17 protein-coding genes and 1 pseudogene are annotated in these 20,385 nt (G+C 63.9%); 11 read left to right on the top strand and 7 right to left on the bottom strand.

Annotated features, from left to right (window positions below):
- Nucleotides 1-13 precede the first annotated feature (13 nt).
- Nucleotides 14-586, bottom strand: coding sequence for a GNAT family N-acetyltransferase (locus AB7535_RS37235; protein ID WP_166347542.1), 573 nt, complete (start codon nt 584-586; stop codon nt 14-16).
- Between the two features lie 64 nt (nt 587-650).
- Between AB7535_RS37235 and AB7535_RS37230 the strand changes: the two genes are divergently transcribed.
- From AB7535_RS37230 to AB7535_RS37215, 4 genes are all read left to right on the top strand, one after another.
- The gene (locus AB7535_RS37230) at nt 651-1,568 is read left to right on the top strand and encodes a pirin family protein (protein ID WP_063985956.1); all 918 of its coding nucleotides are present in this window, start codon (nt 651-653) and stop codon (nt 1,566-1,568) included.
- Between the two features lie 78 nt (nt 1,569-1,646).
- Nucleotides 1,647-2,561 carry a phosphoribosylaminoimidazolesuccinocarboxamide synthase gene (locus tag AB7535_RS37225; protein ID WP_354113342.1) on the top strand — a complete coding sequence of 305 codons (915 nt, stop codon included), beginning with the start codon at nt 1,647-1,649 and terminating at the stop codon, nt 2,559-2,561.
- A 462-nt stretch (nt 2,562-3,023) separates the two neighbouring features.
- Nucleotides 3,024-5,240 (top strand): SLC26A/SulP transporter family protein, encoded by a 2,217-nt coding sequence (locus AB7535_RS37220; protein ID WP_439037538.1) that lies wholly within the window; start codon nt 3,024-3,026, stop codon nt 5,238-5,240.
- A gap of 126 nt (nt 5,241-5,366) precedes the next feature.
- Entirely contained in the window at nt 5,367-6,554 is a 1,188-nt protein-coding gene (locus tag AB7535_RS37215; RefSeq protein WP_354113261.1) for a DUF6236 family protein, read from the top strand.
- Between the two features lie 92 nt (nt 6,555-6,646).
- Here AB7535_RS37215 and AB7535_RS37210 read toward each other — a convergent pair.
- The 3 genes and pseudogenes from AB7535_RS37210 to AB7535_RS37200 all read right to left on the bottom strand — a co-directional run.
- Nucleotides 6,647-6,796, bottom strand: a pseudogene (locus tag AB7535_RS37210) (aldehyde dehydrogenase family protein); the annotation flags it as partial.
- Nucleotides 6,797-6,806: 10 nt separating this feature from the next.
- A complete protein-coding gene (locus AB7535_RS37205) occupies nt 6,807-7,685 on the bottom strand; it encodes an MBL fold metallo-hydrolase (RefSeq protein ID WP_166064659.1) in 879 nt (292 codons plus the stop codon).
- Between the two features lie 86 nt (nt 7,686-7,771).
- Nucleotides 7,772-8,653 carry an NAD(P)H-binding protein gene (locus AB7535_RS37200; RefSeq protein ID WP_166064655.1) on the bottom strand — a complete coding sequence of 294 codons (882 nt, stop codon included), beginning with the start codon at nt 8,651-8,653 and terminating at the stop codon, nt 7,772-7,774.
- Between the two features lie 30 nt (nt 8,654-8,683).
- On the opposite strand from AB7535_RS37200, the gene AB7535_RS37195 reads away from it, so the two are divergent.
- Nucleotides 8,684-9,598 (top strand): helix-turn-helix transcriptional regulator, encoded by a 915-nt coding sequence (locus AB7535_RS37195; protein ID WP_166064654.1) that lies wholly within the window; start codon nt 8,684-8,686, stop codon nt 9,596-9,598.
- Nucleotides 9,599-9,611: 13 nt separating this feature from the next.
- On the opposite strand, the gene AB7535_RS37190 is transcribed toward AB7535_RS37195, so the two are convergent.
- On the bottom strand, nt 9,612-11,105 hold the full coding sequence (locus tag AB7535_RS37190; protein WP_354113259.1) for an NAD-dependent succinate-semialdehyde dehydrogenase: 1,494 nt from the start codon (nt 11,103-11,105) through the stop codon (nt 9,612-9,614).
- Nucleotides 11,106-11,217: 112 nt separating this feature from the next.
- Nucleotides 11,218-11,538, bottom strand: coding sequence for a hypothetical protein (locus AB7535_RS37185; protein ID WP_028150598.1), 321 nt, complete (start codon nt 11,536-11,538; stop codon nt 11,218-11,220).
- Nucleotides 11,539-11,885: 347 nt separating this feature from the next.
- Here AB7535_RS37185 and AB7535_RS37180 point away from each other — a divergent pair, with 347 nt between their 5' ends.
- Nucleotides 11,886-13,079, top strand: a complete 1,194-nt coding sequence (locus tag AB7535_RS37180) for a serine hydrolase domain-containing protein (RefSeq protein ID WP_166064627.1) — start codon at nt 11,886-11,888, stop codon at nt 13,077-13,079.
- Between the two features lie 193 nt (nt 13,080-13,272).
- The gene (locus AB7535_RS37175; RefSeq protein ID WP_354113258.1) at nt 13,273-14,967 is read left to right on the top strand and encodes an AMP-binding protein; all 1,695 of its coding nucleotides are present in this window, start codon (nt 13,273-13,275) and stop codon (nt 14,965-14,967) included.
- 107 nt (nt 14,968-15,074) lie between these two features.
- On the opposite strand, the gene AB7535_RS37170 is transcribed toward AB7535_RS37175, so the two are convergent.
- Nucleotides 15,075-16,076 carry an adenosine kinase gene (locus AB7535_RS37170; RefSeq protein WP_166064598.1) on the bottom strand — a complete coding sequence of 334 codons (1,002 nt, stop codon included), beginning with the start codon at nt 16,074-16,076 and terminating at the stop codon, nt 15,075-15,077.
- 125 nt (nt 16,077-16,201) lie between these two features.
- Here AB7535_RS37170 and murJ point away from each other — a divergent pair, with 125 nt between their 5' ends.
- From murJ to AB7535_RS37150, 4 genes are all read left to right on the top strand, one after another.
- Nucleotides 16,202-17,752, top strand: coding sequence for a murein biosynthesis integral membrane protein MurJ (gene murJ, locus AB7535_RS37165; protein ID WP_354113257.1), 1,551 nt, complete (start codon nt 16,202-16,204; stop codon nt 17,750-17,752).
- A 75-nt stretch (nt 17,753-17,827) separates the two neighbouring features.
- Entirely contained in the window at nt 17,828-18,880 is a 1,053-nt protein-coding gene (trpS, locus tag AB7535_RS37160) for a tryptophan--tRNA ligase (RefSeq protein ID WP_166064531.1), read from the top strand.
- Nucleotides 18,881-18,991: 111 nt separating this feature from the next.
- On the top strand, nt 18,992-19,486 hold the full coding sequence (locus AB7535_RS37155; RefSeq protein ID WP_063980124.1) for a universal stress protein: 495 nt from the start codon (nt 18,992-18,994) through the stop codon (nt 19,484-19,486).
- Between the two features lie 261 nt (nt 19,487-19,747).
- Nucleotides 19,748-20,317, top strand: coding sequence for a NifU family protein (locus AB7535_RS37150; protein ID WP_028150592.1), 570 nt, complete (start codon nt 19,748-19,750; stop codon nt 20,315-20,317).
- Nucleotides 20,318-20,385: the final 68 nt, after the last annotated feature.

The following is a 20,385-nucleotide window of genomic DNA, read 5'->3' as shown; positions in this document are numbered from 1 at the left end:
ATCAAAGAACGATTCAATTTCGCCGGGTCCACGCGGCGCGCGACGTGATCCAGGCGTCAGCCGGTTTGCCGAACAGATCGATCTCGCGCTCCTTCCGGGCGCCCAGGCTGCGCGCCACGCCCTGCGACGGCGTATTCGTGCTCTCGATACAGTGCATGATTTCGTCGATCTCAAAGCTGTCGAACACCCAGTCGATCGACGCGCTGGCCGCTTCCACCGCATAACCTTTGCCGCGGAATTCCCTGGCGATACCCCAACCGACCTCGAAGCCGGGCCAGCCCGGCGGGCACCACGGACCAACCCGCCCGATGTAGCTACCGCTCGATTTCTCCTCGACCGCAAACATGCCGAAGCCGTGGAGCGCCCAGTGCCCGGAGATCACGGCCGCGTTACGCCAGCCGGCAATCTCGGTCGTGACCGGCTTGCCGTCGGCGGCGATGAAGCGGGCGGTGCCGGGATCGGACAGCATCGCGGCGTTCGGCGCAATATCGCCCGCGCGCCATGGCCGCAGGATCAAATGTTCCGTCTCGATTCTGGGGCCTGTGACCTCGAGCAGCCTGGCGCCTGGCTTGAGCGGTGGGATCATCGGTCTTCTCCCGTTCCCGACATTGTTCTGTTACGATCATACCAGCAAGAAACAGGAGACCAAGATGAGCTGGCAACCCTCGAACGATCCCGTGCTCGGCGATCCCATGTCCTGCGACGCGCTCGATCTCGTCATCGTGCCTCGCACCCGCGACCTCGGCGACGGGTTCGTGGTGCGCCGCGCGCTGCCGCACGGTAAGCGGCAGATGGTCGGGCCCTTCATCTTCTTCGATCATTTCGGCCCCGTGCAGTTCGTCTCCGGCAAGGGCATGGACGTGCGGCCGCATCCGCATATCGGGCTTGCCACCGTCACCTATCTGTTCGACGGCTCGATCATGCATCGCGACAGCGAGGGCAACGTCCAGGAGATCGCGCCCGGCGCGATGAATCTGATGACCGCCGGCCGCGGCATCGCCCATTCCGAGCGCACCCCGGACGCGCAGCGCGCCTCGGGCCAGCAGATGCTGGGCCTGCAAAGCTGGATCGCGCTGCCGGCCGGATCCGAAGAGATCGCGCCGTCGTTCCAGCATTACGGCGCGGGCGATCTGCCGATGATTTCCGAGCGCGATTTCACCGCGCGGGTGATCGCGGGCTCCGCGTTCGGCATCACCTCGCCGGTGACGATGGTGTCGCCCTGGTTCTACACCGAGGTCACGGCGGTCGCGGGCGCCAGCGTGCCGCTCGACCCCGACCACGAGGAGCGCGCCATCTACGTCGTCGACGGCGAGGTCGAGATCGCGAACGAGCGGTACGAGGGGCCGCGGCTGCTGATCTTCCGGCCCGGCGACCGCATCACCGTGAAGGCGCTGAAGGCAACGCGCATGATGTTTCTCGGTGGCGATGCATTGGAAGGCCCGCGCCACATCTGGTGGAATTTCGTCTCCTCCAGCAAGGAGCGGATCGAGCAGGCCAAGGAGGACTGGAAAACCGGCCGCTTCGCCGGGGTTCCGCAGGAACATGAGTTCATTCCGCTGCCGGAATAGGCTATCCCGATTTAGGCCGTACCATCCAGTGCGGCCTGAATCTCCTGTCCGATGGACTTGTCTGCGAAGGCCCTGCCGATGACCGCCATGCTCTCCAGCGACCTGCCCCTGCCCAAGATCGGACGCGGCAAGGTGCGCGATATCTACGCCGTCGACGACGACCGGCTGCTGCTCGTCACCACCGACCGCATCAGCGCCTTCGACGTCGTGATGGGCGAGACCATCCCGATGAAGGGCGCGGTGCTGACCCAGATCAGCGCATTCTGGTTCAACGAGCTCGAAGGCGTGGTGCCGCATCACATGATCAGCGCCGATGCCGACGAGATCATTGCCGCCGTGCCGGCCTTGAAGCCGCATCGGGCCGAGATCCTCGGCCGTGCCATGCTGTCGCGCCGCACCACCGTCTTCCCGATCGAATGCGTGATCCGCGGCTATCTCTCGGGCTCCGCCTGGAAGGAATATGCCGCCAGCGGCACGCTGGCCGGCGAGAAGCTGAAGGCGGGCCTCGTCGAGAGCGAGAAGCTGGAGCCTTCGATCTTCAGCCCGGCGACCAAGGCCGAGACCGGCCATGACGAGAACATCACCATCGCGAAGATGCGCGAGGTCGTCAGCGACGAGGTCGCCTACACGCTCGAGAGCATGACGCGCGCGGTCTATACGCTCGGCGAGGAGCTCGCCCGCGAGCAGGGCATCATCATCGCCGACACCAAGTTCGAGTTCGGCCGCGACAAGGATGGCCGTATCATCCTGATCGACGAGGTCATGACGCCGGATTCTTCGCGCTTCTGGGCGGTCGATGCCTACAAGCCCGGCCAGCCGCAGGCGAGCTTCGACAAGCAGCCTTTGCGCGATTATCTCGACGTCGAGCGCCACGCCGGCCGCTGGAACGGCGACGCGCCGCCGCCCCCGCTGCCCGCCAGCGTCGTGGATGCAACCAGCAAGCGCTATCTCGAAGCTTACAGGCGCGTGACGGGGAAAGAGCTGAAGATTTAAGCCCGGCTGTTTCGTCTCGCTCCGTCATTGCGAGCGAAGCGAAGCAATCCTGAATCCCTCTGCGGTAACGGTCTGGATTGCTTCGTCGCTTCGCTCCTCGCAATGACGGGATTGGAAAGCTGTTCGCCACACCCTCAACTGTCATCGCCCGGCTTGACCGGGCGATTCAGTATTCCAGGGACGGCGATGGGATACGGAGAGGCTGCGGCGTACTGGATTCCCCGCTTCCGCGGGGAATGACAGTGGTGGGCGTGGAACGGCTTTCTGCCACGACACTAAATGTGCGCCAAAGCTTCGGTTTTTCTGTCCACCACATGATTGACCATTCACACGTTGTGAACCGCATCCTCACCAAACCACCGCAAAACTGTCGGATATTTCGCAGTTACAAGAATCCAGTTGCGCTAAGCCCGTACTCGTCTACGTCTCGGGACGGGACTTTTCAGGGGCGAGCGCAACGGCGTGACCGATCCAGCAATTATTCTCAGCCCGGCTTCGCGATTCAATCCGGCCCTCAAGCGTGCGTTGAATGATATATTGGGCGGAACGGCGGCCAGCGTCCTGACCGTCACCTTCGGGCTGTCCTATTCGCTGCTGATCTTCGCCGGGCCGCTCTCGCCGTACCTGTCCTACGGAATCACGGCGACGTTCGTCAGTTCCGCGGTGCTTGCGATCGTCATCGGGCTCGGCAGCTCCCTGCCCTTCGCAATTGGTGCTCCCGACAGCTCGACCGCGGCGGTGACGGGAATTCTGGCAGCCTCGGTGGTCGAACGCCTCGAGACGGCGAGCCTGTCGGCACCGCTGCTCTCGCCGGTTCTCATCACGCTCGGCCTGTCGACGGTGCTGACCGGATTGGTGCTGTGCGGATTGGGCCTGACGCGGCTGGGCCGCGCCATCCGCTACGTGCCCTATCCCGTCGTCGGCGGCTTCCTCGGCGCCACCGGGCTTCTCATCGCCCTGGGCGCGGTGCGGGTGATCACCAACCACCCGCTCCAGTTCACGACGCTGACGCACTTCGCCAACGGCACCACATTGCTGGAGCTGGGCGCCGCCTGCGCGATGGCGCTGGTGCTGTACCTGACCTGGCATCGCTCGCGCAGCCCGTTCGGACTGCCGATCATCCTGGTCGGCGGCGTGCTCACGGCGCATCTGGCGTTCTGGATCACCGGTGTTTCATTCGATCACGCGCGCGCCCTGGGCTGGACGTTTCAACCGCCGCCGCAGGCGGTCTTCATGCTGCCCTGGCACACCGACGATCTCGCTCGCTATCCCTGGTTTGCCGTACCGGACCTGCTCGGCAACGTGGTTGCCGTCATCTTCGTTACGGCCTCGAGCACGCTGTTCAACACCACCGGCATCGAGGTTGCCGTGCATCGCGAGGCCAATCTGGAGCGCGAGCTGAACGTCACCGGCGCCGCCAATATCCTGACCGGCATACTGGGTGGCTATGCCGGCTGCAGCTCGATCAGCCGCACGATCCTCAATTTCTCCAGCGGCGGCCGCGGGCGCCTGTCCGGCCTTACGGTCGCGGCACTGTCGCTGCTGATGCTTGCCGTCGCGCCCGATCTGCTCGGCTTCATCCCGAAATTCGTCATCGGTGGCCTTCTGCTCTATCTCGGTGCCGACCAGCTCCACAAATGGATCATCGAGTCGCGCAAGCGGCTCTCGAAGCTCGAATATCTCTCCCTGATCGCCATCATCGCGATCATCGTCGCCTGGGGCTTCGTCCCGGGCATCCTGATCGGCGTGATCATTGGCTGCGCGACGTTTGCGTTCAGCGCCGCACGGGTGGAGTCGATCAAATACAGTTTCGACGGCTCGGAATATCGCTCCTCGCTCGACCGCTCGCGCGACGACCAGGACGTGCTGCTGGCCCATGGCGGCAACATCCAGGGCCTGAACTTGCAGAGCTATCTGTTCTTCGGCTCCGCCAACCGGCTCTACCAGCACGTCAAACAGCTGCTCCAGGAGCGCCCGGAGTGCCGTTATCTGCTGTTCGACTTCAAGCTCGTCACCGGCGTCGACTCCTCGGCCGCCTACAGCTTCGCCCAGATCAAGCGCAGCGCGCATGACCTCGGCGTCGAGCTGATCCTGGTGCATCTGTGGGCGGCGGCCGAGAAGGTGCTGCGCTCCAGCGACTTCGTCGGTGAGGGCGTCACCATCATCGGCGAGCTCGATCATGCGCTGGAATGGTGCGAGAACGAGATCATCTCGCAGCATCAGGGGCGGGTGCAGGAAGAAGCCAGCCTGCGCGACTGGTTCACCGGGATACTCGACAGCGAGGCCGACGCCGACGCGCTGATCCACCGCTGCCAGCGCCTCGAGGTCGAGGCCGGCGACATCATCGTGCAGGCCGGCGACCCCGCCGATTCCATGCATTTCATCCTCGACGGCCGCGTCGGCATCATGGTCCCCGCCGACGACGACCGCACCACGCGCGTGCGCAGCCTGGGGCGCTACACCACGATCGGCGAGATGGGACTGGTGTCGAACACGCCGCGCAGCGCGACGATCCAGGCCGAGGTCGCCAGCGTGCTCTACGTGCTCAACACGCTCCAGTTCGACGCGATCAGGGACGACGACCCCGCGCTCAGCCACAAGCTGCTGACCTATTTCGTGTCGGTCATGGCCGAGCGGCTGACGTTCGCGAACCGGACGATTGCAGTGTTGCGGCGGTGACGGGCCGGTAGCCCGGATTTAGCAGGCGCGCTGCCGCCGAACCCAAATCGGAAGAACTGTCGGCTACTTCACAATCAAAGGAGGCTCGTTGCGCTAACCTTGCGCACACAGCAAGTGGAGGTCGCAATGGCCGCAAATTTTGGGCTCTACTATCCCTTTATCCACTTCAAGGACGACAACTGGCTGAAATTGTCAGCGGTGTATTTCGACAAGATGTATCGGATCGTGCCGTCGACCTACACGACGGAGGATAGCGATACCGTCAGGGACCTTGAGGGCTTCGTCGACGTCGTGCGCCCCGAATGGGCAAGCCCTGCATTTGGCGAAACGTTTGGCCAGTTCATCCATCAGTATCACACGCGACTTGTCGACCGCTACGGTGTGGCCAAGGCAGATCAATGGGATGCCAAGCCGAAAGATCAGGTGCCTCCCGTCGCCGGCGGGCGGTCCGGCATCGATCCTCGCCTGTCCTACGTCTACTTCGAAAAAATGACGCCGGAATTGCGCCAGAGCTTCCTCACATCAGGCCTAGCCAGGTTTGATCCCGGCGATGACCGATGGATCGGCATGCATCCGATGCTCGCGCGTGTGTACATGACTGCTCTCGCAGACCAACTTGCCGGCGAGCGTCAGCTTCAGCCGATGACAGACGAAACGATTGACCATCTGGCGCTTTCAGGGCTGTCAACGGAGAGGCTCGCCCAGCTCCTACTTGCCGACGTGAACCTGGTTGATGAGCGCCCGACGGAGCGCGAACTCGAGCAGGCCTTCGCTTTATTGGCATTGCGGACCATCCTGCCCGAAAACATCGCGCAAATCCCGGCAAAAAAGATTGCTAAAGTCCGTGAACAGCTTGCGGGCGAACGCGGCAAGTTTCAGGCAGCAGCGGTCGCGTTTGCACAACAGAATGCTTCTCTCCGTGAAATTCCAGATGACCGCGCTCGGCAGGATCATCTGAAAGCCGAATTTGACAAGAAAATTGCTCCCGAGTTGCAAAAGCTCGAGGAAGCACTGCGCGGCAACAATATTGACGTCGTCTTGGGCGCAATGAATATGAAAGTCGAACTACCTGCCATTGCGGCATCAGGTCTTGCACTCGCGGGCATGGCCGCTGCCGTCAATCCAGTCCTGGCCGGCATCGCCGGCGTCACGCTGCTGGTGGCAAAAGTGCTTCGTGATCGGCGCAAGGGGCGGCAAGCCCTGCTATCGACGTCGCCGGTGTCATACCTGTTTCGCGTCGAGGAAGCCCTATCTCCCGGGACTCTCGCGAAGTGGATCAGCAAAGACGCGCTGGAGCAGCGTGTTGCGCACTAACGCGCGTGCAATCTCCTTCCGACCGTGGCAACGGAGCCGTCTCACCGAGACCCGGCTTGCAAGTCCGGTGTGGCGCCGCAACAACGGCGGGGCTACACCCCCGCCATCATCACGTATTTGACCTCGACATATTCTTCCATGCCGTGACGCGAGCCTTCGCGCCCCGGGCCGCCGTCCTTGACGCCGCCGAAGGGCGCGACTTCCGCCGTGATCAGGTCGGTGTTGACGCCGACTGTGCCCTTGCGTCTCGCGTCAGATGAGTTCCGCAGACCAGGGCTCATGGCGGATCTCGAACGACTGTCCTTGCTTCGACAGCCGCGCGAACCCGGGGAAATTCAGGTGCATTCCTGCGACGAGTTCTCCGGTCGCGGACACTCTTTCCAGCATTTTCCTTCGGGTCTCCGCGGCCGCCTGCGGGTCCGCATCGAACGCAATCGTCACTTCGGGTCTGGACACCTGGATATCCGGATAATGAACGATGTCACCCCAAATGAGCAGGGACGCACCGCCGCCATCGATCCGATAGCCGCTATGCCCCGGGGTGTGGCCGGGCAGATGTTCGATCTCTATGCCGGGCGCGACTTGGCCTGCGCTGACCGTCCGCCGCCGGGCGCCATATGCCTCGAATACGGTACGGGCGGCGTGAAAGAACGGCTTGACCGAATCCGGGGCCTGATTGAGGTTCGCGTCATCCGTCCAGAAGGCGAATTCGGCGTCGTGCATCACGACCTCGGCGTTCGGAAACTGAGGCGCCGACGGCAAGGCCCCGACGAGACCTCCGATGTGATCCGGATGGGCATGGGTCAGGAGGATCTGGTCGATGGCGAGCGGGTTCACGTTGGCAGCGGCCAGCGACGCGTGCAGTCGCCCTCCCCAACCGTTGATGCCGCCGCCACCGCCATCCACCAGGATGGTCCGGCCTCTTCCCTCGATCAGATAGGTGCTGACGGTCATCGCAGATGACGAAGGACGTCCCGCCGCCACCGTCATGCTCATCGCTTCATCAGGTCCTATTCCGGAGAGCAGGTCGAACGGCACAGCGACGACCCCGTCGACGATAGCGGTGACGATATAGTCGCCGATCTTCCGTCGGTTCAGGCCGGGAGCCTGCCAGTGGTTCGAATTCGTCATTCCATCACCTGTAGCTGCGCTGCGCGTTTCAGACCGTGACGACGATCTTTCCGATATGCTCATTCGACTCGAGTAATGCCCGCCACCTACGACAGGGTGTCCCGCACCATCGTATCCAGGCTGCTCGCGGTGATCCCCAGCAGTTTCTCCGTATCGCCGGCGTCAAGCAGAAGTGGCTTTTCGAACAGATAGGACATCTCGATTCCTTCGCCGAAGCCGATTCCTTCGAGGTCGGCCGCGGTGAGGCGAAGCAGGTTCGGAATGTCGATCTTCAGCGCGATCGCGAATCTTCGCACCAGTTCGCGCACGGACGCTGACTGCGACGGCACATGAAAGGCGCGGTCCCATTCTCCGGTGTAACGTGACGCTGCGACCAGCGTCTTCGCGGTGTCCTTGGTGAAGGACCAGGCATGCGCCACGTCGGGATCGCCGAGGAAAGATACCGGCTCGTTCTTGAGCAACGATGGCAGTGCCAGTAGCGAGAAATACGCGACCGCACCTTGGCCCAGATAGTCGCTTGCGCGGACCTCGATAGCAGGAACGCTCGATCGCAGTGCGCGCTGCCACATGATGTGCCGGGTGGTGCCCTTTCGGCTGGACGGGTCCGGTTCCAGGTCCGGAGTAAGAGGGCTCACGGCGGCCACGCCGTAGCCATAGACATTCCCAGCCACGAGCAGCCTGGCACCAACCTGCTCGGCCACTTTGACCGTTCCGTCCATGATCGGAAAGAAGTCGGTCGGCCATCGATGATAGGCCGCCATGGCGCACATGAAGATCGCATCTGCGCCCTTGCTGAGCGCGGCGAGCTGAGCGGCATCGGTGGCATCCGACGAAACCGTCCGCACATCTCCGGCATCGAGCGACCCGGCATTCCTGCTGGTGAGGATGACGCTGTGTCCTTCCTCCGCCAGGAGACGAGCGGTCTCGCGTCCGACGGGACCAGCTCCGACGATCACGTAATGACTCACTTTTCATCCTCATTTGCCACGAAACGACCGATGAGTTCTTTGACGTCCGAGCCGTTGAAAATCGCGCACGATGCGCCAAATATCGATCACGTTCCGCCAAGCCTTTGGAGCCCGAAGATTTGGAGCCCGACCATGCATGTGAGATCGAGTTCGGCACCGACATCGACCGGCAGCACCGCCGCAGCCACGCGCACCGAGCCAGATTTCGTTGCGCTAGAGCCGATCGGCGATCACCGGATCATCATCCACCTCAGCCCTGCGACGCGCTCAATTTGTCTCGAGACCGGAGACAAGCATCTGCGTCAGGCTGGCGATATCGATGTGATTCCGTCCGGCGCCGTCAGCGCCTTCGTTGCGGAAACGCCCTATCAGTCGCTTCAGATCCGGCTCGCGCCCAGCATGCTGGACCATGCGGCTTCCAGGAGCCGGCAATTGGCATCCGCCCGGCTCACGCATCATCATATGCTGCGGAATGACCGCATCATTCTGCTCGGACAGGCGCTCGAAAGCGACGTAAAGGCGGGCTCACCAAGCGGTCCCTTGTTCGCCGAAAACGTTGGAATGGCCCTGGCGCTCGAGTTGCTCAACTTGGCGAATGATCCGCCGGGCGACGCCGTTCGCCTCACGAACGCGCAACTCCAGAGAGTTCTGGCCTACATCGATGCAAACCTCGACCAGCCGCTCACTATCGACATTCTTTGCCGCGAGGCCGGCGTCAGCAGCTCACATCTGCGTACATGGTTCAAGGCGGCCATGGACGTCACGATCCATCGCTACATCCTGAGAAGGAGGGTGGAGCACGCGCGCCAGCTCCTCCTCCAGGGCGATCGCAAGCTCAGCGATATCGCCCTGGAAGCAGGCTTTTCCCATCAATCCCACCTGGCCAAATGGATGCGCCGCGAGTTCGGGCGCAGCCCCAGCGAACTGCGTCGAAGCAAGGGCTGATCGGCGACGGCCCTCACACCCCCGCCATCATCACGTATTTGATCTCGACATATTCTTCCATGCCGTGACGCGAGCCTTCGCGGCCGAGGCCGCTCTCCTTGACGCCACCGAAGGGGGCGACTTCGGTCGTGATCAGGCCGGTGTTGACGCCGACCATGCCGGACTCAAGCGCCTCGGCGACGCGCCAGACGCGGCCCAGATCGCGGGAGTAGAAGTACGAAGCCAAGCCAAACGGCGAGGCGTTGCACATCGCGATCACGTCGGCCTCGTCCTTGAAACGGATCACCGGCGCGAGCGGGCCGAAGGTTTCTTCCTGCGCCACCAGCGAGTCCGGCCTGACGTCGGCAAGCACGGTCGGCTCGAAGAACGAGCGGCCGAGCTCGCTGCGCTTGCCGCCGGTCACGACCTTGGCGCCGCGCTTGACGGCGTCCGCGATGTGGCGCTCGACCTTGTCGACCGCTTTCAAATTGATCAGCGGGCCCTGCGTGACGCCGCTCTCGGTGCCATCGCCGATCTTCATCGCCGCGACCTTCTTCGACAGCTTCTGCACGAACTCGTCGTAGATCTTGTCCTGGGCGTAGATGCGGTTGGCGCAGACGCAGGTCTGACCCATGTTGCGGTATTTCGAGACGATCGCGCCTTCGACCGCGGCATCGATATCGGCATCGTCGAACACCACGAACGGCGCATTGCCGCCGAGCTCGAGGCCGAGCCGCTTCACGCCGACGGAGGCCTGCTGGTAGAGGATCTTGCCGACCGCGGTCGAGCCGGTGAAGCCGACGAAGCGCACCGCCGGGTGCTCGCACAGCACCTTGCCGATCGGCGGCGCGTCACCGGTGATGATGTTGAGCACGCCCTTGGGCACACCGGCCTTCTCGGCGAGCACGGCCAGCGCCAGCGCCGAGAGCGGCGTCTCGTTGGCGGGCTTCAGCACCACGGTGCAGCCGGCCGCCAGCGCGGGCGAAACCTTGCGGGTAATCATCGAGTTCGGGAAATTCCACGGCGTGATCGCGCCGCAGACGCCGATCGGCTGCTTGATCGCGAGCAGGCGCGCATCGGGCCGCTGGCTCGGAATGGTCTCGCCATAGACGCGACGGGCCTCCTCGGCGAAGAACTCGATATAGGCGGCACCGATATCGACCTCGCCGAGCGCCTCGGAGAGCGGCTTGCCCTGCTCGGAGGTGAGGATCAGCGCGAGATCCTCGCGGTTGGCAATGATCAGCTCGAACCATTTGCGCAGGATGTTGGAGCGCTGCTTGGCGGTGTGCTTGGCCCAGGCCGGAAAGGCGCGCTCGGCGGCTTCGACCGCCTTGGTCGTATCGTCCGCACCAAGCTGCGGAACCTTCGCGAGCTCGATGCCGGTCGCAGGATTGTTCACCGCGAAGACCGGCGAGCCGACCCAGGCGCCGTCGATGTAGCAGGCCTCCTTCAGCAACGACGGATCCTTCAACCGGTCGCGCAGATTGGACGTGGCTTGCGGGGCGCGTGCGGCGGCAGTCGGGGTCATGGCGTTACTCCTCGGGGCGCGGTCGGATCGGCCCCGAATATAGGGACAGACGGCGCGCAATGCACCGTCCCGCAACGCACATCTGCTGGGAGTTAAAGTGGCAACGGCGCGGTTATGCCGCGCCACTCATATAGGTCTCGCGCCGGCCGATCATGCGCTCGGCGGCTGCCTTGGCGTCGGCCTTCGAGGACGTCGCGCACGTCCGGTATTCGAGATCGGGAACGTCGGAGGTGTCGCGGCGGCCGAACCAGGATTTCGAGCCCACCGGCAGCAGCGCCAGCGCCTGCGCCAGATTGTCGACGGCGCCGAACGAATAGAGCGCGCCGGTGCCGGCGATCCGGACCTCGTAAATGCCAGGCGAAATCGGCGCCTCGAGATTGTCGCCCCGTCCGGGACGGGGATAGCGCTTCCATTCGCTCCAGGTCGAAATCATCTGAGGTCCCCCTCGCGGTCATGAACGACCGCCAATATTTGCATCAAGTCTTAACGTTGGCCGTCGATTGGCCGCGTGCGGAAACGCCGCAACGCACAAAATGTTTCAAGTGCTTCAAACACGTGAAACATATCGCCAGAGCCTATCCACGGTCACGGTGAGTTGCGGCCATCCACCGCAGATTGTGACGGAGTGTTGCAGTTCAGCCCTCTCTCGTCCTGCGCACGCCACGCACCGTCAAGTCACGACATCGCGACCGGCGCGGGCATCTGGACGCGCTTGCCGCGCGGACCGTGCAGGAGGACAATCATTCGCTTCCAACAATAATCAAACCGGAGGAAACGCGTATGCAAAGCAAAGCCCAGATCGACGAGATCCTGCGCCAGAAGAGCGACGCCAAGGAGATTCCCGGCGTCGTCGCGATCGCCGCCAGCGGCAACGACGTGATCTATCAAGGCGCGTTCGGCAAGCGCGACCTGTCCAAGCCCGATGCGATGACTGACGACAGCGTGTTCTGGATCGCTTCGATGACGAAGGCGGTGACATCAGCGGGCGCGATGCAGCTCGTCGAGCAGGGCAAGCTGTCGCTGGATGCGCCGATCGGTTCGGTGCTGCCCGACCTCGCCAAGCCGCAGGTGCTCGAAGGTTTTGATGCCAAGGGCGAGCCGAAGCTGCGGCCGGCGAAGGGCGCGATCACGCTGCGCCAGCTCATGACCCACACCGCCGGTTTTGCTTACAATGTGTGGAACGGCGATCTCGCGGTCTATCTGGAGAAGACCGGAACCCCGAACATCTTCTCCTGCCAGGACGTCGCGCTGAAGACGCCGATCATGTCTGATCCCGGTACGCGCTGGGAATACGGCATCAACATCGACTTCGTCGGCAAGGCAGTGGAAGCCGTGAGCGGCAAGCGGCTCGATGCCTATCTGCGCGACAATCTCTTCACTCCGCTCGGTATGAGCGACACCGGCTTCAAGATCACCGACAACATGCGCCAGCGGCTGGTCGCCACCCATGCTCGCGGCGAGGATGGATCGCTGGCGCCGATCCCGTTCGAGATCGAGCAGAATCCGGAATTTTGCATGGGCGGCGGCGGCCTTTACGGCACTGCCGGCGACTACATCAAGTTCACCCAGATGATCCTCAACAAGGGCCGCGGCAACGGCAACCAGGTGCTGAGGCCCGAGACGGTCGCGCTGATGGGCCAGAACCACATCGGCGATCTCACCATTGGCAAGATGACGACGGTTGCGCCCATGTACACTAACGATGTCGATCTCTTCCCCGACATCGTGAAGAAGTGGGGGCTGTCCTTCCTGATCAATACTGCCAAGACGCCGGAGGGCCGCAGCGCCGGCAGCCTCGCCTGGGCCGGTCTCGCCAACACCTATTTCTGGATCGACCCGGCGCGCGATGTTTCCGGCGTGATCCTGATGCAGGTGTTGCCGTTCGTCGACGCCAAGTGCATCGAGGCCTTCACGGGATTCGAGCGTGGCGTGTATGCCGGGCTCGATGCGGGCAGCGGGAAGAAGGCGGCCTAAGGGAGAGCCGAGCTCTCCCCACACGTCATGGCCGGGCTTGTCCCGGCCATCCACGCCTGACCTTGCTGCACGAAGAACGTGGATGCCCGGGCCTTCGCTGCGCCGAAGCGGCTTCGGCCGCGCAGGCGGGACAAGCCCGGGCATGACGACCGAAAAAGATCGCACTGACTATCTTTGACGAGAGGATTTCGAATTGTCTGATAAAGCCGACAGCTATGTTTGCGGCATCTCGGACACGCCGCTGCTCGGCGAAACCATCGGCCGCAGCCTTGACCGCGCCGTGCGGCGCTGGGGCCATCGCGAGGCGCTGGTCTCGCCTAGCCACGGCGTGCGATGGACCTGGACCGAATTCGCCGAACGGGTCGACGCGCTCGCCGCCGGCTTTCTCGCGCTCGGCCTCGAGCGGGGGCAGCGGATCGGCATCTGGTCGCTGAACCGGCCGGAATGGACGCTGACCCAGTTCGCCGCCGCCAAGGCCGGCCTGATCCTGGTGACGATCAATCCCGCCTACCGCTTGAGCGAGCTGGAGTTCGCGCTGCGCAAGGTCGGCTGCAAGGCGATCGTCACGGCGACCGTGTTCAAGACCAGTCATTACATTGAGATGCTCAACACGCTGCTGCCGGAGCTGGCCGGCGCCAAGCCCGGACAACTCAACGCAGCGCGACTGCCGGACTTGCGGATGGTGATCCAGATCGGTGGCCCCGCGGCATCAGGCACGATCCCGTTCGAAGAGGTCGCGCGCATGGGCGGAGCGCAGCATCGCGAGCAGCTCACTGCACTCGGCGCTGCCTTGCAGTTCGACGATCCCGTCAACATCCAGTTCACCAGCGGCACCACGGGATCGCCCAAGGGCGTGACGCTCACGCACCACAATATCCTCAACAATGGCTATTTCACGGGACGTGCGATGCACCTGACCGAGCAGGATCGCATCTGCATTCCGGTGCCGCTCTATCACTGCTTCGGCATGGTGATGGGCAACCTCGCCTCCGTCACGCTCGGCACGACAATGGTTTATCCCGGCGAGGGTTTCGATCCGCTTGCGACGCTGCGCGCGGTCGAGCAGGAAAAGTGTACGGCGCTGTACGGCGTGCCGACGATGTTCATCGCGGAGCTCGATCACCCCGAATTCCCGAAGTTCGACCTGACATCGCTGCGCACCGGCATCATGGCGGGCGCGCCCTGCCCGATCGAGGTGATGAAGCGCGTCAACACCGAGATGAACATGCGCGAGGTCACCATCGCCTACGGCATGACCGAGACCAGTCCGGTCAGCTTCCAGAGCGCGACGAACGACCCGCTCGAACGGCGCGTCTCTACCGTCGGACGGATTCATCCGCATGTCGAGGTCAAGGTCGTCGATCTCGAGGGCAGGATCGTCAAGCGCGGCGAACGCGGCGAGCTCTGCACCCGCGGCTACAGCATCATGCTGGGCTATTGGGAGGAGAAGGAAAAGACGGCGGACGTGCTTGATGCCAACGGCTGGATGCACACTGGCGATCTCGCCACCATCGACGACGAGGGCTATTGCAACATCGTCGGCCGCATCAAGGATCTGGTGATCCGCGGCGGCGAGAACCTCTATCCGCGCGAGATCGAGGAATTCCTGTATCGCCACCCCAAGATTCAGGACGTGCAGATTTTTGGCGTGGCCGACACCCGCTATGGCGAGGAGCTCTGCGCCTGGATCCGCGTCAGGCCGGGCGAGACGCTGACGGCCGAAGAGGTTCGCGCGTTCTGCGACGGCCAGATCGCGCACAACAAGATCCCGCGCTATGTGGAGTTCGTCGGCGAGTTTCCGATGACCGTGACCGGCAAGATCCAGAAATTCGTGATGCGCGATGCGGTGGAGCAGCGGCTGGGATTGAAGGCGGCGAAGACGGCTTAGGGTACGGCGTCATTGCGAGCGCAGCGAAGCAATCCAGTCTGCCTCTGCGGAGATAGTCTGGATTGCTTCGTCGCTACGCTCCTCGCATTGACAGGGAGAAAGCGGAGTTAAACCGTCAACCCGCGCTGCTGCGCCAGCTCCTTCAGCGACACCTGCGGACGCGCGCCGATGTGCTGGATCACTTCGGCAGCCGCGAGTGCGCCGAGCTCGCCGCACTGCTTGTGCGCAAGGTTACGCGCGAGACCGTACAGGAAGCCGGCGGCGAAGAGATCACCGGCGCCGGTGGTGTCCACCAGCTTCGCGATCGGCGAGGCCGGCGCTGCGACGGCCTCAGTCGGCGTCACCACCACGCAGCCCTTCTCGCTGCGGGTGACCACGCCGAGCTTGACGTCGTTGCGCAGCTGCTTCAGCGCGGTGTCGAAATCCGAGGTCGTGTAGAGCGAATGCAGCTCGGATTCGTTGGCGAACACGATGTCGACGGTGCCGTTGCGCATCAGCCCGAGGAATTCGTCGCGATAGCGATCGACGCAGAACGAATCCGACAGCGTCAGCGCCACCTTGCGCTTGGCATCATGGGCAATCTGCGCCGCCTTGACGAAGGCGTCCTTGGCGTTCTTGGGGTCCCAGAGATAGCCCTCGAGATAAACGATACCGGCGGCAGCGATCTCGGCCGGATCGATGTCGGCGGGCGACAAATCCTGCGCGGCACCGAGATAGGTGTTCATGGTGCGCTCGCCGTCACCAGTGACCAGGATGTAGGAACAGCCGGTCGCAGGGCCATCCTTCGCAGCGGGCGTGTTGAAGGCGACGCCGGCGGCGCGGATGTCGTGGACATAGAGCTTGCCGATCTGGTCGTCCTTGACCTTGCCGACATAGGCCGCGCGTGCGCCGAGGCTGCCGATGCCGACGATGGTATTGGCGGCCGAGCCGCCCGAGACTTCCGTCGCCGGGCCCATGTCCTTGTAGATGGCGGCGGCCCGCGCCTCGTCGATCAGGGACATGCTGCCCTTGGTCATGGCGTGTTTGGCCAGAAAAGCCTCGTCAGTCCGGACCAGCACGTCGAACAGCGCGTTACCGATGCCGAGAACGTCATATTTCACGTCAGCCATTCACCTTGATCCTGTTTGGCGGATTGCGATCCCCGCGGAAATCCGCTTCCTGTCGGTCTGAAATCTGGCCCGCGGCCTATCACGACCGGCCCCAAGCGGGCAAGCAACGGTATTATGTCGGCGCAATGATCCGCTCTTTCCTGACAGTTTCAACGGGAACACTGGCCTCGCGGCTGCTCGGCTTTGCGCGTGATTCCATGATTGCCGCTCTGTTGGGCACCGGCCCGGTGGCCGATGCGTTTCTGGCGGCGTTTCAGCTCGTCAATGTGGTGCGGCGGCTGCTCAGCGAGGGGGCGCTGAATGCGGCGCTGATCCCGGCCTGGCTGCGCGTCCGTGACCGCGACGGCGAAGAGACCGCCTCCGCCTTCGCGGGACGCGTGCTCGGCACGGTCAGCGCGGCGCTGATCGCGATTTCGATCGTCATTGCGCTGCTGATGCCATTGATCATCACGGTGATCGCGCCCGGATTTCTGGGTAGCGGCACGCGCGATCTCGCCGTCGAGAATGCGCGGCTGATGCTGCCTTATCTCGCCTTTGCCGGCCCCGTCACGGTGCTGATGGGACTGCTCAACGCGCAAGGCCGCTTCGCTCTCACGGCGTTCTCGCCGTTGCTGTTCAACATCGCGCTGATTGCGGCCATTGCGATGCTGCTCGTCTGGCATGCCGACGCCGGCTTCGCAGCATGGATGCTGGCGGCGACCGTCGGCGTGGCCGGCCTGCTGCAATTGCTGATGCTGCTGTCGCAGCGAAGCGCGCGACTGGCGACGCCGCTGCGGATCAGCTTCGACCAGGAGATGCGCGCCTTCTTTACAAAAGCCATCCCCGGCATGATCGCAAGCTCGGGCCCGCAATGGCTGATGGTGGCGGGCGCGATCATCGCCTCCGCAACGCCCTCCGCCGTGTCCTGGCTCTATTTCGCCAACCGCCTGATCGAGCTGCCGCTCGGTATCGTCGGTGTCGCCATGGGCACGGTGCTGGTGCCGGAGCTGACGCGCGCGGTGCGTAGCGGCGACCGTGACGCCGTGGCGCATGCGGAATCGCGCGCGCTGGAACTGGCGACCGGGCTGGCGCTGCCCGCGACGCTCGGCCTGATCGTTCTGGCCGAACCGATCGTGCGGCTGCTGTTCGAGCATGGCGCGTTCGGCGCCGACGACCGCACGGCCACCGCGCATGCGCTGATGTGGCTGGCGCTGGGCCTGCCGGCGCATGTGCTGATCAAGGCGCTGTCGACGGCCTATTATGCCCGGAGCGACACGATGACGCCGCTCATGGCAACGGCTAAAGGCTTCGTGGTCGCGATAGCGCTCGCCGTGCTGCTCGGTCACTACTTCGGCGCGACCGGGATCGCCGCCAGCATCGCGGCCGGCGCCTGGAGCAGTGCGATCTCGCTGCTGCGGAAAGGCACCAGCGAGTTCGGCTTCTCGGTCGATGCGGCCGCCCGCAGCCGGCTGCCGCGGATCGTGCTCGCCGCGGCTGCCATGGGCGCCCTGCTCTGGCTGACGACCGGTCTGTCGCCCGCCGAGGCGCACGGGCTGATCCGCTTCATCGTCCTGGGCGTGCAGATCGCGGCCGGAATCGCCGTCTATGGCGCGCTCCTGCAGGTCCTCGGCGCGGCCTCATGGCGCGAGGCGGCTAACGTGCTGAAGCGCCCGGCCCGGACCGAGTCCGAGGCGTGATGCCATCGAATTACCCTTGACGGGGCAGCGCCGCTGTTGGAAACGACGGCCGAATACCTTCCAGGAAGACTTACCATGGCATTCGTTGAACGGGTCTTTTCGGGCGTCCAGCCGACGGGCAATCTGCATCTCGGCAATTACCTCGGCGCGATCGTGAACTTCGTAAAGATGCAGGAAACCCACAACTGCATCTATTGCGTGGTCGACATGCACGCGATCACGCAAGGCGTGGACGTCTGGGGCGGACCGGTCGAGCTCGCGCGCAACACCCGCGAGGTGACCGCGGCGTTCATCGCGAGCGGCATCGATCCGAAGAAGCACATCGTGTTCAACCAGAGCCAGGTCTCGGGTCACGCCGAGCTCGCCTGGATCTTCAACTGCGTCGCGCGCATGGGCTGGCTCGGCCGCATGACCCAGTTCAAGGAGAAGGCCGGCAAGGACCGCGAGAACGCGTCCGTGGGCCTTTTCGACTATCCCGTGCTGATGGCCGCCGACATTCTGCTGTACCGCGCCACCCACGTTCCGGTCGGCGAGGACCAGAAGCAGCATCTCGAGCTCTCGCGCGACATCGCGCAGAAGTTCAACAACGACTTTGGTGACTCGATCCGCAGCCTCGGCGCCAATGACGGCCTGTTCTTCCCGCTGCCGGAACCGCTGATCACGGGACCGGCGACGCGCGTGATGAGCCTGCGCGACGGCACCAAGAAGATGTCGAAGTCGGACGCGTCCGACAATTCGCGCATCAATCTGACCGACGACGCTGACACCATCGCGCAGAAGGTGCGCAAGGCGAAGACCGATCCGGAGCCGCTGCCATCAGAGGAAAAGGGCCTGGAAGCGCGCCCCGAGGCCGACAATCTCGTCGGTATCTTCGCCGCGCTCTCCGGCCGCTCCAAGGCCGACGTGCTGCGCGAATTCGGCGGCGGCCAGTTCTCCAGCTTCAAGAACGCGCTGGTGGATCTGTGCGTGACAAAACTCTCGCCGATCGCCGGCGAGATGAAGCGCCTCGTCGCCGACCCCGGCCATATCGACGCGGTCCTGAACGATGGCGCCGACCGGGCCCGCGCCATCGCCGACGAGACCATGAAGCTCTCGAAGGACATCGTCGGCTTCATCCGCCGGCGCTGATTTCCCGCATTTGCGAGCCCCCGGCCGGCGCCCACTGCGCCGGCCGCTTCTCCTCTCCCCAAGCGTGAGGGAGTGTGGCAGCATGCCGTCCGTGCACATTCCGGGACATGCATGACCAGCAAGCGACTTTGCTTCGAGCCGGGTCACAAGCCCAAATGCCTCGTGATCGTCGATGACACCGCCGAATGGGATCGCGCGGTCTACTATGCCAGCCGCTGGGCGATCCGCGCCGGCGGCGGCGTGGTCATGCTGCGCATCATCGAGCCCGAGCAGCAGAGTCAGGAATGGCTCGGGGTGGCCGAGATCATGCGCGCCGAGGCGCAGGAGGCGGCGGAAGCCGCGCTCGACCGCGCCGCCGGCCGCGCCAACGGCATCGCCGCGATCACGCCGGAGCGGGTGATCCGCGAAGGCGATGCAATGGAACAGCTGCTCGCCGTGATCGATGAGGACCCTGACATCGCCATGCTGGTGCTCGCCGCCAATCCCGGCGCGGAGGGTCCGGGACCGCTGGTCTCGCTGCTGGCGCATGAACTGGGCACGTTCCCGGTGCCGGTGACGATCATCTCGGGCGCGCTGAGCGATGGAAGCGTGGATTCGCTGTCGTAGGCGTCCCTATCTGGACTGCGGCCAGCCAGATATCCGTCATGCCCGGGCTTGTCCCGGGCATCCACGTTCTTGGCGCCACCAAGCAAGGCGTGGATGGCCGGGTCAAGCCCGGCCATGACGGCGCGGAAATATTAAAGTGTCCTAACCCGCTGATATCGCAACGAAACGTCCTACCCACCCCTTGACCGTGCGTTCCCCGTCGCCATCTGCTACTGGATAGCTTGCGCGCCGGCCTTGAACCGGCGACGTCTGGAGAAAACCATGTTCATTCAAACCGAAGCCACCCCCAATCCCGCCACGCTGAAGTTCATTCCCGGTCGCGTCGTCGTCGACGGCGGCCCGATGGAATTTTCGAGCCGCGAATCGGCCACGCGCTCGCCGCTGGCCGAAAAGCTGTTCGACGTGCCCGGCGTCACCGGCGTGTTCTATGGATCGGATTTCATCACCGTGACCAAGGCGAACGGTGAATGGCAGCAGCTCAAGCCCGCGATCCTCGGCGCCATCATGGAGCACTACATGTCCGGCGCGCCGTTGCTCGCCGATGGCGCGGCTCCAAGCGATGCCGAGCTCGACGACGAGGATGAGTTCTTCGACGAGTCCGATGCCGAGACGGTCGACATGATCAAGGATCTGATCGAGACCCGCGTGCGGCCCGCGGTCGCCAATGACGGCGGCGACATTACCTTCCGCGGCTTCAAGGACGGTATCGTCTATCTCAACATGAAGGGCTCCTGCGCCGGCTGCCCGTCGTCGACCGCGACGCTCCAGCACGGCATCCAGAATTTGCTCAAGCATTTCGTGCCCGACGTGGTCGAAGTCCGGCCGATGTAGGCGAAGTGCCGTAGGGTGGGCAAAGGCGCGCTTGCGCCGTGCCCACCATCCAATCATCGCGAAAAGAA

Origin of the sequence: Bradyrhizobium sp. 956_D2_N1_4 (assembly GCF_052076025.1) — a bacterium.
GTDB lineage: Bacteria > Pseudomonadota > Alphaproteobacteria > Rhizobiales > Xanthobacteraceae > Bradyrhizobium > Bradyrhizobium barranii.
Note: the sequence above shows the minus strand (reverse complement) of the source record. Positions and strands in the feature narration are given on the sequence as shown.